Origin of the sequence: Methylobacterium variabile (genome assembly GCF_001043975.1) — a bacterium.
Lineage (GTDB): Bacteria > Pseudomonadota > Alphaproteobacteria > Rhizobiales > Beijerinckiaceae > Methylobacterium > Methylobacterium variabile.
Genome location: NZ_LABY01000280.1, coordinates 1 through 12,904, shown reverse-complemented (window position 1 = coordinate 12,904; position 12,904 = coordinate 1). Strand labels below are relative to the sequence as shown.

12 protein-coding genes are annotated in these 12,904 nt (G+C 71.7%); 7 read left to right on the top strand and 5 right to left on the bottom strand.

All coding sequences use genetic code 11. The features are described 5' to 3' along the window. Positions 1 to 125 precede the first annotated feature (125 nt). The 3 genes from VQ02_RS30895 to VQ02_RS30885 form a co-directional block, all read right to left on the bottom strand. A complete protein-coding gene (locus VQ02_RS30895) occupies positions 126 to 2,234 on the bottom strand; it encodes a TonB-dependent receptor family protein (RefSeq protein ID WP_048448088.1) in 2,109 nt (702 codons plus the stop codon). Between the two features lie 235 nt (positions 2,235 to 2,469). Further along, entirely contained in the window at positions 2,470 to 3,444 is a 975-nt protein-coding gene (locus VQ02_RS30890; RefSeq protein WP_048448087.1) for a DUF1775 domain-containing protein, read from the bottom strand. A 59-nt stretch (positions 3,445 to 3,503) separates the two neighbouring features. Next, a complete protein-coding gene (locus VQ02_RS30885; RefSeq protein WP_053080620.1) occupies positions 3,504 to 3,836 on the bottom strand; it encodes a hypothetical protein in 333 nt (110 codons plus the stop codon). A 329-nt stretch (positions 3,837 to 4,165) separates the two neighbouring features. Between VQ02_RS30885 and VQ02_RS30880 the strand changes: the two genes are divergently transcribed. After that, positions 4,166 to 5,455: a L,D-transpeptidase family protein gene (locus VQ02_RS30880; protein ID WP_048448086.1), complete on the top strand. Its 1,290-nt coding sequence runs from the start codon at positions 4,166 to 4,168 to the stop codon at positions 5,453 to 5,455. Positions 5,456 to 5,533: 78 nt separating this feature from the next. Further along, positions 5,534 to 5,746: a SlyX family protein gene (locus tag VQ02_RS30875; protein WP_048448085.1), complete on the top strand. Its 213-nt coding sequence runs from the start codon at positions 5,534 to 5,536 to the stop codon at positions 5,744 to 5,746. Between the two features lie 87 nt (positions 5,747 to 5,833). Here the strand turns inward: VQ02_RS30875 and VQ02_RS30870 are convergent, their stop codons facing one another. Continuing rightward, on the bottom strand, positions 5,834 to 6,670 hold the full coding sequence (locus tag VQ02_RS30870) for an outer membrane protein (RefSeq protein ID WP_048448084.1): 837 nt from the start codon (positions 6,668 to 6,670) through the stop codon (positions 5,834 to 5,836). Between the two features lie 631 nt (positions 6,671 to 7,301). Between VQ02_RS30870 and glyA the strand changes: the two genes are divergently transcribed. The 4 genes from glyA to VQ02_RS30850 all read left to right on the top strand — a co-directional run bounded on the left by glyA (position 7,302) and on the right by VQ02_RS30850 (position 11,036). Then, positions 7,302 to 8,603: a serine hydroxymethyltransferase gene (glyA, locus tag VQ02_RS30865; RefSeq protein ID WP_048448083.1), complete on the top strand. Its 1,302-nt coding sequence runs from the start codon at positions 7,302 to 7,304 to the stop codon at positions 8,601 to 8,603. Between the two features lie 121 nt (positions 8,604 to 8,724). Next, on the top strand, positions 8,725 to 9,267 hold the full coding sequence (gene nrdR, locus VQ02_RS30860) for a transcriptional regulator NrdR (RefSeq protein WP_048448082.1): 543 nt from the start codon (positions 8,725 to 8,727) through the stop codon (positions 9,265 to 9,267). Continuing rightward, complete coding sequence (ribD, locus tag VQ02_RS30855; protein WP_048448081.1) at positions 9,264 to 10,394, top strand: bifunctional diaminohydroxyphosphoribosylaminopyrimidine deaminase/5-amino-6-(5-phosphoribosylamino)uracil reductase RibD; 1,131 nt, start codon at positions 9,264 to 9,266, stop codon at positions 10,392 to 10,394. Before nrdR ends, ribD begins: the two co-directional genes overlap by 4 nt. Then, positions 10,395 to 11,036, top strand: coding sequence for a riboflavin synthase (locus tag VQ02_RS30850; RefSeq protein ID WP_048448080.1), 642 nt, complete (start codon positions 10,395 to 10,397; stop codon positions 11,034 to 11,036). A 5-nt stretch (positions 11,037 to 11,041) separates the two neighbouring features. On the opposite strand, the gene VQ02_RS30845 is transcribed toward VQ02_RS30850, so the two are convergent. Next, positions 11,042 to 11,953, bottom strand: a complete 912-nt coding sequence (locus VQ02_RS30845; protein ID WP_048448079.1) for a LysR family transcriptional regulator — start codon at positions 11,951 to 11,953, stop codon at positions 11,042 to 11,044. A 98-nt stretch (positions 11,954 to 12,051) separates the two neighbouring features. Between VQ02_RS30845 and VQ02_RS30840 the strand changes: the two genes are divergently transcribed. After that, complete coding sequence (locus tag VQ02_RS30840) at positions 12,052 to 12,807, top strand: SDR family NAD(P)-dependent oxidoreductase (protein WP_048448078.1); 756 nt, start codon at positions 12,052 to 12,054, stop codon at positions 12,805 to 12,807. The last annotated feature ends 97 nt before the right edge of the window (positions 12,808 to 12,904 follow it).

Genomic DNA, 12,904 nt, shown 5'->3' with positions numbered 1-12,904 from the left:
AGACCGCCGCGCCTTCGAACGGACCCGTTCGGAGGCGCAAGGCAAGCCCGAACGGGCGCCGGCGCTGATGCGCCGGACGCCTTCGCATCGACGTGTCGATGCCAAGGCGCGAGGGTATCACACCCTCAGAACGTGGCGCGCAGGCCCGCGAAGACGCTGCGCCCGTCGCCGGGATAGAAGATCCGGGCGGCGCTGCCGCTGAGGAGGGCGGCGTTGGTCACCGCCGAGACGTCGGAGACGTACCGGGCGTTCGTGAGGTTGCGGGCGTCGAGAAAGAGGGTGAGTCCGGGCTCGATGCTGGCCGAGGCCTGCAGGCCGAGGAGCGCGTAGCCCGGCGCCCGCAGGGTGTTGGCATGGTCGGCGAAGGCGCCGCGCGGAACCCAGTCGAGGGTCGGGGCGAGCGTGTAGGGCCCGTTTGCGTAGGTCAGCACCGTGCGCAGGATGTCGCGCGGCAGGCCGGCGATGCGGTTGTCGCCGTAGACCGGGTCGCCGACGAAGCGGAAGTCGTTGCGGGTCCAGACCTGCGTCAGGGTCAGGGTGTCGCCGGCGCCGGTGAGGTCGCGGGCGAGGTCGAGGGAGAACGCCACCTCGACGCCCTGGTGGCGGGTGCGCGGCGCGTTGAAGGTCGCGGCCGGGATGCCGAGGCCCGCATTGGTCGCGAAGTTGATGAGCTCGTCGCGGATCTCCGCCCGGTAGAGCGTGACGTCGAAGGTCAGCCGGTCGATCCGGCCGCGGGTCCCGGCCTCGACGGTCCAGGCGCGCTGGGCCTGGAGCGGCACGAAGGTGGTGTTCGCGAGGTTCTGCTGCACCAGATCGGAGAAGTCCGGCACGTCGCGGGAGCGGGTGAGGTCGCCGAAGACCTGGATATCGGGCAGGGGCTGCCAGAGCAGGCCGATCTTCGGGTTCACGCCCTCGTAGGTGCGGTTGGCGAACTGCGCGGCGAGATTGCCGGGCAGGCCGCCCTTGTCGCTGTAGGTCCGGTTGGCGGAAAAAAGCTTGGCGCCGGTCATCAGCGCCAGGTCGGGCAGCACCCAGAGCCGGTTCTCGCCGTAGGCCTCGAGGCTGGATGCGCTCTGCAGGCTGTTGCGGGTCTGCGCCCCGCGGCTCCCGGCGACGTTCACAAATTGCAGCGCGGTGTTCTGGCCCGCATAGGCCCGCAGGCCCAGGATCGCGTCGTTGCGCAGGCCCGCGACCTCGAACGTGCCGGCCCAGTGCGGCGCCACGCCGTAGGTCCAGCCGTCCTGGTCGATGACCTGGAAGATCGGGTGGTAGAGCGACTTGTGGATCGCCCAGGAATCGATGTCGAGCTTGCCGACGTCGAGCAGGAACGAGGTCCGGTTGGCGATGCGCTCGGTCGCGACCTGGCGCGACTGGTTGCCGGCGAGCGCTGCCGGGTTGACGATCCGCGGGGTGCGGAGGGACTCGCCCAGGGTGAGGGCGCCGGGCAGCTTCTGGTCGGTGAGGTAGATCCCGGCGTAGAACCGTGTCTCGACGCCGGGGGCGAGCTGGTAGCCGAGATTGGCGTTGAAGTTCTGCGTCCGCTGCACCGCGTGCTGGCGGAAGCCGTCGGCGTTGGTGATCGTGCCGTTGACCAGGAAATCCGCCGGGCCGCTCACCCGCGAGACCTGGAAATTCTCCCGGACCGCGTTGAAGCTGCCGCCGTCGAGGCGCAGGATCGTGGGCGCCAGCGCCGTGCGGGCCGTCGGCGTCACGAGGTTGACGGCGCCGCCCAGCGTCGTCGCCCCGAAGGTGAGGGCGTTGCCGCCCTTGTAGACCTCGATGGCGCGCAGGGCGAGGGGATCGATCTGGTAGAAGTCGCCGCTGCCGTCGGCGAGGTTGAGCGGGATGCCGTCCTGCAGGAGCTCGATGCCGCGCAGGTGGAAGCCGCGGGCGACGCCCGAGCCCCGCACCGACAGGCGCAGCTCCTGGCCGTAGCGCTCCTGCACGGTGACGCCGGGCACGTCCTTGAGCACGTCCCGCAGGGTGTTGGCGTAGCGGTTCTGGACGCTCTCGGCATCCACGAATGCGACGGAGCCGACGGTCTGGTAGAGCGCGCGGCGCTGCTCGGGGATGCCCGGCACGGTGAGCGAGCCGGCGGCGGGGCCGGCCGCGGCCGGGCCAGCGACGTCGATCCGCTCGAGCGCGATGGTGCCGGAATCCTGCGCGGCGGCGGCGAGCGGGAGGAGCACGAGGAGGGCGGGCAGCACCGGGCCCCCGCGAACAACACGGACCATGACGAGGCGACCTTTCGCGGGCCGGAGCGCCCGGGGGCTCGACGGCGCGGGGAGGAGAGCGGTCTTCGGGTTAAGCTGCGGCGCAGTGCAGCCGGGGGTAGACGATCCAAGGAGAGCCGCAGCATCCCGTCTCCCGGGCGGGAGAGGGGGGCGCCTCACCTCGAACGATCAGCCCGGTCGGACGCGCGGAAGGCCGGGGGACGTCCTCGGGCGAGGGCCCCCGACCCGGTCACCATCAATGGTGATGGTGCCCGCCTCCGGCGTCCGGCCCTGCCGCCCCGATCGCGCCGACCGCGAACCGCACCGGCACCGTGCCGGCCCGGGCGAAGGTGAGGCTGCCCTCGAGGGTGTCGCCGGCCTTCACCGGGCCCTTCAGGTCCATGAACATCAGGTGGTAGCCGCCGGGCTTGAGCACCACGGTCTCGCCGGGCTTGATGACGAGGCCCGCCTCCACCGGCGCCATCTTCGCCACGCCCTTGTCCATCGCCATCTGGTGGATCTCGCCCCGGGCCGCGAGGGGGATCGCGGCGGAGACCAGACGGTCGGGCTCGGTGCCGGTATTGGTGACCTGCAGGTAGCCGCCCGCCACCTTGGCGCCGCCGGGGGTGGCGCGGATCCAGGGGCCGGTGATGGTCAGGTCGCCGGCCTTCACCGAGGCCGGTGCCGGCGCAGGGGCCGCGGCGGGTGTGGCCGCGGCCGCCACGACCCGCACCCCCGGCGCGGGAGACTTCAGGTCGCCGGCGGACTGGCCGGCGGCCGGAACCTCGCGCCAGTTGGCGACGGCGCCGTCGCAATCCTGGCGGACCGGGAAGTAGACCGTGGCGCCGGGCGCGAAGGCGTCGGTGATGCGGGCCTGGAAGACGAACTCGTCGTACTGGTCGTCGGGCAGGCTGGCGCCGCTCCAGGTGATCTCCTTCACGCCCTCCGCGACCGTGCCGTGGTAGGACGGGTAGGGGCGGGCGTAGGCGCCCTTGACGGTGGCGAGCTGCCAGCCGGGCTTCGGCATCGGCTTCGCGGCGATCACCCCCTCGGGGATGGTGACGGTGATGCCGGTGGTGGCCCGGCCGTCGCAGCCGTGGCCGATCTGCACCACGCCGCGATAAGTCCGGTTCGGGTTCGCCTGCGTGACGGCGAGGACGGCGTGGGCCAGGGCGGGAGCGGCGAGCAGCGAGAGGGCGGCGGCGAGGCCGGCGCGAAGCGGGAACGTCATGGGTCTTGAGTCCTGAGGCGGCGTGACGGGAGCGGGCAGCGGCGCTGCCCTGCGGCGCGTCACGCGGCCGGTGGACCCCGGGCCGAGAACGATCGGGTGGGAGGTCCGCGCGGCGGGGCCGCCGCGTCGCGGCGCCAGGACAGGCCGGTGACGATCCGGGGCGGCCAGGCCTGCGCGGCGGCCGGGGCCGGCGGGGCGAGGAGCCCCGGGCAGGCGACGGTGCAGCAGGCGTGGACGTGGGCGGCGCCGCTCCCCGCCGGGGCTTCCTGGTGAGTCTGGCAGAGGATGCCGGCGCCGGCCGCGACCGGGAGCGGATTGAGGCCGGCAAGGAAGGCCTGCAGCACGAGCCCGTAGAGCGACAGCACGGCCACGACGGCGCGCCAGCGCGCCATCCTCCCGCCCGGTGCGTGCCTGGGATCGCTCATGCGCATGACATAGCCGAGGCGGCCCGGCTGCGCCACCGCCGCCGGGGATCGCCACGAGCGGCTTTCACGTCCTCACGCCGCGAGAGCGCAACGTAAGTGGCAAAAATACCGCAGTCCACCGTCCATGCCCAAGCTCCACAGTGGCGCCCGTCCTGCGCCACAATCTGGCCCGCTCCTCATGGAGTCTTAACCGCATCCCGGCACCGTCACGGGCCAATGAATGGGGCGCAAACCGGCAGCGAGACTGTGCTGTCGCGTTCGTCGCCCCGCGTCGCAGGTTCGAGAGCAGATTCCCCATGCTGACACGCGTTTCCCTCACCGGTTCGCTCGGCCTCGCTCTCCTGGCCACCGCCGTCCTTCCGGCCTTGGCACAGGACCGGGGCGGCGCGCTGGCCCAGGCGGAGTGGGCGCAGAACTACGATTCCGCCGCCACGATGCGGGTGCAGCGCTCCAACACGCCGATCCTGTCGCCCCAGACCCTGGCGGCGACCGAGCAGATGGTCGAGCGCTACCGCGACATCGTCGCCCGCGGGGGCTGGCAGTCCGTCTCCGGCTCCGACCGCCTGCGCGTCGGCTCGAAGAGCCCCGCCGTCACGGCCCTGCGCCAGCGTCTGATCGCCTCCGGCGACCTCGACCCGGCGGCCGGCTCCTCCCCGGTCTATGATTCCTACGTCGAGGCCGGCGTGCGCCGCTTCCAGGCCCGCCACGGCCTGAACCAGACCGGCGCGATGAACATCACCACCGTGCAGGCGATGAACGTCCCGGCGGAGGTGCGCCTGCGCCAGCTCGAGCTGAACGCGGTCCGCCTGCGCTCCTACTCGGGCAACCTCGGCGAGCGCTACGTCATCGTCAACATCCCGGCTGCCCTCGTCGAAACCGTGGAGGGCGACCACGTCGCGACCCGCCACGCCGCCGGCGTCGGCAAGATCGACCGTCAGTCCCCGATCATGAACGCCAAGATCCAGGAGGTGAACTTCAACCCCTACTGGACGGTGCCGGCCTCGATCATCAAGAAGGACCTGATCCCGAAGATGCAGAAGGAGCCGTCGTACCTGACGGACAACAAGATCCGCATCTTCAACGGCGACCGCGAGATCCCGCCGTCCCAGGTCAACTGGCACTCGGACGAGGCGACCCGCTACCGCTTCCGCCAGGATCCGGGCGTCGACCTGAACTCGATGGGCTTCGTGCGGATCAACATCCCGAACCCGCACGGCGTCTACATGCACGACACGCCGGCCAAGGGCATCTTCGGCGACGACTTCCGCTTCGTCTCCTCGGGCTGCGTGCGCGTGCAGAACGTGCGCGACTACGTCTCCTGGATCCTCCAGGGCACCCCGAACGCCAACCCGGAGACGATCGAGTCGATCATCCAGAGCGGGCAGCGGGTCGACGCCCGTCCGGTGGCGCCGATCCCGGTCTACTGGACCTACATCACCGCCTGGTCCACCCCGGACGGCCTCGTGCAGTTCCGCGACGACATCTACAAGCGCGACGGCGCCGGTGCGCCGACCGCCGCGATGACCGCCGCCGCCGCCGGCCCGCGCAACTTCAACCCCGACGCCGACGACGACCAGACCAACTGATCGCCGCGCGAGTTCACGACATGACGACGGCCCGGGCTCGCGCCCGGGCCGTTTCGCATTGTCTGTACCGGAGGCTCCATGACCCACGATCCGGAAGCCCGCCTCGACGCGCTGGAGACCCGCATCGCTCATCAGGATGCGACGATCGAGGACCTGAACAGAATCGTCACCGACCAGTGGACCGCGATCGACGCTCTGACGCGGCACGTCGCCGTCTTGCGCGAACGGGTGCGCGAGATGGCGGAGCGCCCGGCCGCCGCCGGGGACGAGGCCCCGCCGCCGCATTACTGATCGAGCCGACCTGTTCTACAATCGCGAATGCCCCGGACATGCGTCCGGGGCACCGTGTTCCCTTGAGAAACTTAAGGAGTTTCGGCTCTAGAACGTGCCGAACTTGAAGTTGAGGCCGGCGCGGACCAGGCTGCCCTCAGTGCGGAACCGGGTGAAGTAGCCGACGCCCGGGCTAAGCGGTGCACCGGTCGAGGCGACCAGCAGGTTGCGGCTGCCGAGGTCGTAGCGGAGGTACTCCACCTTGAGGGTGACCGCGTTCGACTTGAAGAAGTTCAGGAACGAGTCTGTGGGGAGGGCATACTCGACGCCGCCGCCATAGGCGTAGCCGGTCTCGATGCGCGAGCGGCTGCCGAAGTAGGTGACCGGCGCGTTGGTCTGGAACGCCACCGTCTGGGTCACGTCGCCGTAGGCGAAGCCGCCGGTGCCGTAGACCAGGAAGCGGTCGAAGGCGTAGCCGATCCGGCCCCGGACCGTGCCGAGGAAGCTGAGATCCGCCCGGTAGGTGTTGGTGAGCTGGTTCGGGTTGATGGCGGGCAGGAAGATCGATTCGGCGCGGCGGCGGTTCAGGTCGGTATAGGCCGCGTCGGCCTCGAGACCGATGACGAAGCCGGAGCCCGGCGTGAACTGGTAGTTGTAGCCGATCTGGCCGCCGGCGGTGAAACCGTCCTGCGACAGCCGGACGTCCTGGCGGCGCAGCCCGCTGTTGACGTTGGCCTGGAGCGCGCCGATGCCGACGGTGCGCAGGGTGTCGCTCTCGGTGAAGGCGTAGCCCGCATTGATGCCGAAATAGGCCCCGGTCCAGGTGAAGACCGGCACCGGCGTGAAGACCGGCGGCGGCGCGGCGCGGCGCGGGAGGTCGGCCGCGGACGCGGCGCCGACGGACAGGACGGCGGCAGTGCCGGCGGCAAGCAATGACTTCAGCATGGAGACGAGCTTTCCTCTCGCGCGATTAGGACGCGGACGACGTATGACGCCGTGCGGTCACGCTTCCAATGCCCGGAGAGTCACGCTGCTGCCGAATCTGCAGTCGTACCGTGATTTCACGGCGCGGAACGCGCGATTCCGATGTGCAGTGCCCGATATGACACAGCGTAGGCCGCAGCGAATCGATGAATAAAATTTCTGTGATTTGGGATTAGGGATGAGATCGCAAGGGAAACGGAGGATTCCGGCTCGCCAGGCGCGTCATGCTGCACCGGGCGAATCATCCCGCGGCGCGGGCGGGCCGGCTGGCACGGTGATCCCCGCCGCAAGTGTCGCCGCAGGGGAAGGCGCGGCCGGACCACGAGTTTTCCCCAAAGGCTCGTTCAATTTTTTTGAGTTTCCTTCTCATCGATCCAAATCCACTCTGGGCACGGGCCGGGTCCACCGGTCCGATCGCCGGCGCCGATCGACCCGGCACGAGTTCCGAGTCCCGGTGGAGCACGCGGCGGAAGGTCCGGGTCACCGGCCTTGGACTCTTCCGTCGCCCGCGTGTAGAAGCCGGGCGATCCCAGAAGCTTACTTCCGCGCCGGCGCTCCGTCCGGGCGGCTCCCGACGAAACCTGAGGCCATCATGAGCGTGGGCACCGCCGCCAACTCCCGGTCCAACTCGTTCTTCTCCGCGTCGCTGGCCGATGCCGATCCGGAGCTCGCCCGCGCGGTGGCGCAGGAGCTCGGTCGCCAGCAGCACGAGATCGAGCTGATCGCCTCCGAGAACATCGTCTCGCGCGCGGTGCTCGAGGCGCAGGGCTCGGTCCTCACCAACAAGTACGCCGAAGGCTATCCGGGCCGGCGCTACTACGGCGGCTGCGAGTTCGTCGACATCGCCGAGAACCTCGCCATCGAGCGCGCCAAGCGCCTGTTCGACTGCGGCTTCGCCAACGTCCAGCCGAACTCGGGCTCGCAGGCCAACCAGGCCGTGTTCATGGCCACCATGCAGCCCGGCGACACCTTCCTGGGCCTCGACCTGGCGGCGGGCGGCCACCTCACCCACGGCGCCCCCCCGAACGTGTCGGGCAAGTGGTTCAAGCCCGTCTCCTACACCGTGCGCCGCGACGACCAGCGCATCGACATGGAGCAGGTCGAGCGCCTGGCCCAGGAGCACAGGCCGAAGGTCATCATCGCCGGCGGCTCGGGCTACCCGCGCCATTGGGACTTCGCCAAGTTCCGCGAGATCGCCGACAGCGTGGGCGCGGTGTTCTTCGTTGACATGGCGCACTTCGCCGGCCTGGTGGCGGGCGGCGCGCATCCGTCGCCGTTCCCGCACGCGCATGTCGTGACCACCACCACCCACAAGACGCTGCGCGGCCCGCGCGGCGGCATGATCCTGACCAACGACGAGGCGCTGGCCAAGAAGCTGAACTCGGCGATCTTCCCCGGGCTCCAGGGCGGTCCCCTGATGCACGTCATCGCCGGCAAGGCGGTGGCGTTCGGGGAGGCGCTGCGGCCGGAGTTCAAGGTCTACGCCCGGCAGGTGGTGGAGAACGCCCGGGCGCTGGCCGACACGATCATCTCGGGCGGGTACGACATCACGTCGGGGGGCACGGACAACCACCTGATGCTGGTCGACCTGCGGGCGAAGGCGCTGACCGGCAAGGCGGCGGAGGCCGCGCTGAGCCGCGCCGGCATCACCTGCAACAAGAACGGGGTGCCGTTCGACCCGCAGAAGCCGACGATCACGTCGGGCATCCGGCTGGGCACGCCGGCGGCGACCTCGCGCGGATTCGGCGTGGCCGAGTTCAAGAAGGTGGGCGAGCTGATCGTCTCGGTGCTGGACGGGCTGTCCCGCGCCGGCGAGGCGGGCGACGCGGGCGCCGAGGAGCAGGCCAAGCGCGAGGTCCACGCGCTGACCGATCGCTTCCCGATCTACGGCTGATTTGTGAGCGCCTGATCTCCCGGCTTTCCCTTCCGCCGGGAGCGCACTAGAACACGCCCCTCCGGGGCCGGTCCCATACGGGGACCGGCCCTTTTTTCGTCACGAGAGGAACGGGCGGCCGATGCGGTGCCCCTATTGCGGCGGCCTCGACACGCAGGTGAAGGATTCCCGCCCGAGCGACGACAGCTCGGCGATCCGGCGCCGGCGGATCTGCCCGGATTGCGGCGGCCGCTTCACCACCTTCGAGCGGGTGCAGCTGCGCGAGCTGGTCGTGGTCAAGCGCTCGGGCCGCAAAGTGCCGTTCGACCGGGACAAGCTGCAGCGCTCCGTGGAGGTCGCCCTGCGCAAGCGCCCGGTGGAGCCGGAGCGGATCGAGCGCCTGGTGAGCGGCATCACCCGCCGGCTCGAGAGCGGCGGCGAGGCCGAGGTGTCCAGCGAGGCGATCGGCGAGGCGGTGATGGAGGGGCTCAAGGGCCTCGACGATGTCGCCTACGTGCGCTTCGCCTCGGTCTACAAGAATTTCCGCGAGGCCCGGGACTTCGAGGAGCTGCTCGGCCACCTCGCCGCCGGGGCGGCCCAGTCCGCGCTGCCGGCCGTCCCGGAGGAGGCCCCCGCCCCGCCGAACGAGGCGCCGCCGGCCCGGCGCCCGCGGACCCGCGCATGAACGCCCAGGATCCGGCCCGCGACGAGGCCGACCGGCGCTACATGCGCCTCGCCCTGGCCCTCGGCCGGCGTCATCTCGGCCGTGCCTGGCCGAACCCGTCGGTCGGCGCGGTGCTGGTCGGCGGTCCCCCCGGGGCCGAGCGCATCCTGGCGCAGGGCATGACGCAACCGGGCGGCCGGCCCCATGCCGAGCGGGTGGCCCTGGAGGCGGCGGGGGAGGCGGCCCGCGGCGCCACCCTCTACGTGACGCTGGAGCCCTGCTCGCATCACGGCCGCACCAGCCCTTGCGCCGACGCCACCATCGCGGCCGGCGTCGCCCGGGTGGTGAGCGCGATGGACGATCCCGATCCGCGGGTCGCCGGCCGCGGCCATGCCCGGCTGGCGCAGGCCGGCATCGCCGTCTCGGTCGGGCTCCTGGGCGCGGAGGCCGCGCGCGACCAGCGCGGGCACGTGTCCCGCATCGTTCGGGGCCGGCCGGCGGTCTTCCTCAAGCTCGCCCGCACGGCGGACGGCTTCGCGGCGGGCGGGGAGGGGCGCCTCCTGATCAGCGGCCCCCGGGCCAATGCCGAGATCCACCTGCAGCGAGCCCATTGCGACGCGATCATGGTCGGCGTCGGCACGGTGCTGGCGGACGATCCCGCGCTCACCGTGCGCCTGCCCGGGATGGCGGCGCGCTCGCCGCTGCGGATCGTCCTTGATCCGTGCCTGCGCACCCCTCCGGGCGCCTGCCTGGTTCGCACCAGCGCCACCGTCCCGACGCTGATCCTGGCCGGCCCTCACGCCCCCGCAGAAGCGGAGGCCGCCCTGACCGCCGCCGGCGCCGAGGTGCAGCGCGTACCGGTCACGGCGGAAGGCCGCATCGATCTGCCTGCCGCCCTGCGCTTCCTCGGGGCCCGCGGGCTCACCCGGGTCTGCTCGGAGGGAGGTCCGACGCTGGCCGACGCGCTCGCGCGCGAGGACCTGGTCGACGAGTGCCTGCTCGTCACCGGCGACAACGCCCTCGGCCAGCCCGGCCTGCCGGCGGTCGGCCCGAATCTCGCACGCCGCCTCGCCTCCGGGGACTTTCCGGTCGCGGAGGAGTACCGGATCGGCAGCGACCTCTTCACCTGCCACGCACGGAGCCCGTAGATGTTCACCGGCCTCGTCTCGGATGTCGGCCGCGTCGCCGCGGTCTCCGGCGATTCCAAGCTCCGGCGCATCGCCATCGAGTGCGCCTACGACCCGGCCGGCATCCTGATCGGCGCCTCGATCGCCTGCTCGGGCCCCTGCCTCACCGCCGTGACGGTGACCCCGCGCGAGGGCGGCTGCACGTTCGAGGTCGACGCCGCCGCCGAGACCCTGGCCCGCACCACGGTCGGGGAGTGGGTGCCCGGCCGGCGGGTGAATCTCGAGCGCTCGCTGAAGATCGGCGACGAACTCGGCGGCCACCTCGTCACAGGCCATGTCGACGGCCTCGCCGAGATCGTGGCCCGCGAGCCGGTCACGGCGAAGGTCGACGACGTCTGGGCGCCGAGCGAGCGCTTCGTCATCCGTGCGCCCGCCTCCCTGTCGCGCTTCATCGCCGAGAAGGGCTCGATCTGCCTCGACGGCACCTCGCTCACCGTCAACGGCGTCGAGGGCGACACCTTCACGGTGCTGCTGATCCCCCACACCCTGGCGGTCACCACCTGGGGCGAGCGCCGGGCCGGGGACAAGCTCAACCTCGAGGTCGACCTGATCGCCCGCTACGCCGCGCGGCTCACCGAGGCGCGGGCGGCGGTCGCCGGCTGACCGATTCAGGCTTGCCGGTTTGAGCGCGAGAGCCGTGCGGCGAAGAAGTCGGCCAGGGCCTCCACCTTGGCGGGCCGCGCCTGCACGCTCGGCGTGACGAAGGAGAGCGCACCGCCCGGCAGGTGCCAGCCCGGCAGCAGCGCCTCCAGGCGCCCGTCGGCGAGGTACTCGTCGGCGATGAAGTCCGGCAGCTCGGCGACGCCGAGCCCGGCGAGCAGCACCGGCAGCAGCGCGTCGGCGTTCGTGACCCGCAAGGGACCGGACGGGGCGACGCTCGCCTCGGCGCCGGCCGGTCCGCTGAAGCGCCAGACGCCCCGCCGGGCGCGGTAGGCGTAGCCGAGGCAGTGCGCCGGCCTCAGCGCGTCCGGGTGATCCGGCCGGCCGTGGCGCGCGAGATAGGCCGGCGCCGCCACGACGAGGGGCGTGACGGGCCGGAGCCGACGCGCCACCAGCGCGGAGTCCGGCAGGGCCGCGATCCGCAGGGCGGCGTCGAAGCCCTCGCCGACGAGGTCGACCGTCGCATCCGAGAGGTGCAGGTCGACGGCGAGTTCCGGGTAGAGGGAAAACAGCTCCGGCAGCAGCGGCGCGACCCAGCGCAGCCCGAACGACATCGGCACGGCGAGCCGCACCGTGCCCCGCGGCCGGCTCGACAGGTCGCGGGCTGCCTCCTCCGCTTCCTGCGCCTCGCGACAGGCCCGGGCGGCACCCTCGATCACGCGCTCGCCGAACTCGGTCAGGGCGAGCCGGCGCGAGCTGCGGTTGAACAGCCGGCCGCCGAGCCGCTCCTCGAGCCGGCTCACCGCCCGCGAGACGGTGGCGACCGACACGCCCGCCGCCCGCGCGGCACCCGCGTACGAGCGCTCCTCCGCGACAAGGGCGAAGAGCGCAAGCCCCTCGAAATCCGGCAGCTTCGACATCGACAGATCTGCAACGATGGTTTTCGGACGTTGCCATATCGCAAGGGCTAACGCGGGTCCATCTTGCGCTCACCCACCCGAACGGGAGTGACCCGACCATGACCGGTAAGCTCAACGACAAGGTCGCCGTGGTGACCGGCGGCACCAGCGGCATCGGCCTCGCCACCGCCAAGCGCTTCGCCGCGGAAGGCGCCCGCGTGTTCGTCACCGGCCGGCGCCGGACGGAGCTCGACGCGGCGGTCGCTGCGATCGGCCCGGCCGCGACCGGCGTGCAGGCCGACGCCTCCAAGCTCGCCGACCTCGACCGGCTCTACGAACAGGTGAGGGCGGAGGCCGGCCGCGTCGACGTGCTGTTCGCCAATGCCGGCGGCGGTTCGATGCTGCCGCTCGGCGAGATCACCGAGGCGCATTACGAGGACACGTTCGGCCGCAACGTGAAGGGCGTGCTGTTCACGGTGCAGAAGGCGCTGCCGGTGCTGGCGCCCGGCGCCTCGGTCATCCTGACCGGCTCGACGGCGGGCACCGAGGGCACGCAGGCCTTCAGCGTCTACGCGGCCTCGAAGGCGGCGGTGCGGGCGCTCGCCCGCAACTGGATCCTCGACCTGAAGGGACGCGGCATCCGGGTCAACACGCTGAGCCCCGGCGCGACCCGGACCCCGGGCCTCGTCGAACTCGCCGGCCCGGACGCGGCCCAGCAGCAGGGCCTGCTCGACTACCTCGCCTCGCGGATCCCGATGGGCCGCGTCGGCGAGCCGGACGAGATCGCCCGGGCGGCCGTGTTCCTGGCTTCCGACGATGCGAGCTTCGTCAACGGGATCGAGCTGTTCGTGGACGGGGGCCAGGCGCAGGTCTGACCACGTACCGACTCATACCGCCGCGCCTTCGAACGGACCCGTTCGGAGGCGCAAGGCAAGCCCGAACGGGCGCCAGCGCTGATGCGCCGGACGCCTT

Coding starts and splice junctions, on each gene's coding strand:
- VQ02_RS30895 (WP_048448088.1), bottom strand. CDS start 2,234: ATGGTCCGTGTTGTTCGCGGGGGCCCGGTGCTGCCCGCCCTCCTCGTG.
- VQ02_RS30890 (WP_048448087.1), bottom strand. CDS start 3,444: ATGACGTTCCCGCTTCGCGCCGGCCTCGCCGCCGCCCTCTCGCTGCTC.
- VQ02_RS30885 (WP_053080620.1), bottom strand. CDS start 3,836: ATGGCGCGCTGGCGCGCCGTCGTGGCCGTGCTGTCGCTCTACGGGCTC.
- VQ02_RS30880 (WP_048448086.1), top strand. CDS start 4,166: ATGCTGACACGCGTTTCCCTCACCGGTTCGCTCGGCCTCGCTCTCCTG.
- VQ02_RS30875 (WP_048448085.1), top strand. CDS start 5,534: ATGACCCACGATCCGGAAGCCCGCCTCGACGCGCTGGAGACCCGCATC.
- VQ02_RS30870 (WP_048448084.1), bottom strand. CDS start 6,670: ATGCTGAAGTCATTGCTTGCCGCCGGCACTGCCGCCGTCCTGTCCGTC.
- glyA (WP_048448083.1), top strand. CDS start 7,302: ATGAGCGTGGGCACCGCCGCCAACTCCCGGTCCAACTCGTTCTTCTCC.
- nrdR (WP_048448082.1), top strand. CDS start 8,725: ATGCGGTGCCCCTATTGCGGCGGCCTCGACACGCAGGTGAAGGATTCC.
- ribD (WP_048448081.1), top strand. CDS start 9,264: ATGAACGCCCAGGATCCGGCCCGCGACGAGGCCGACCGGCGCTACATG.
- VQ02_RS30850 (WP_048448080.1), top strand. CDS start 10,395: ATGTTCACCGGCCTCGTCTCGGATGTCGGCCGCGTCGCCGCGGTCTCC.
- VQ02_RS30845 (WP_048448079.1), bottom strand. CDS start 11,953: ATGTCGAAGCTGCCGGATTTCGAGGGGCTTGCGCTCTTCGCCCTTGTC.
- VQ02_RS30840 (WP_048448078.1), top strand. CDS start 12,052: ATGACCGGTAAGCTCAACGACAAGGTCGCCGTGGTGACCGGCGGCACC.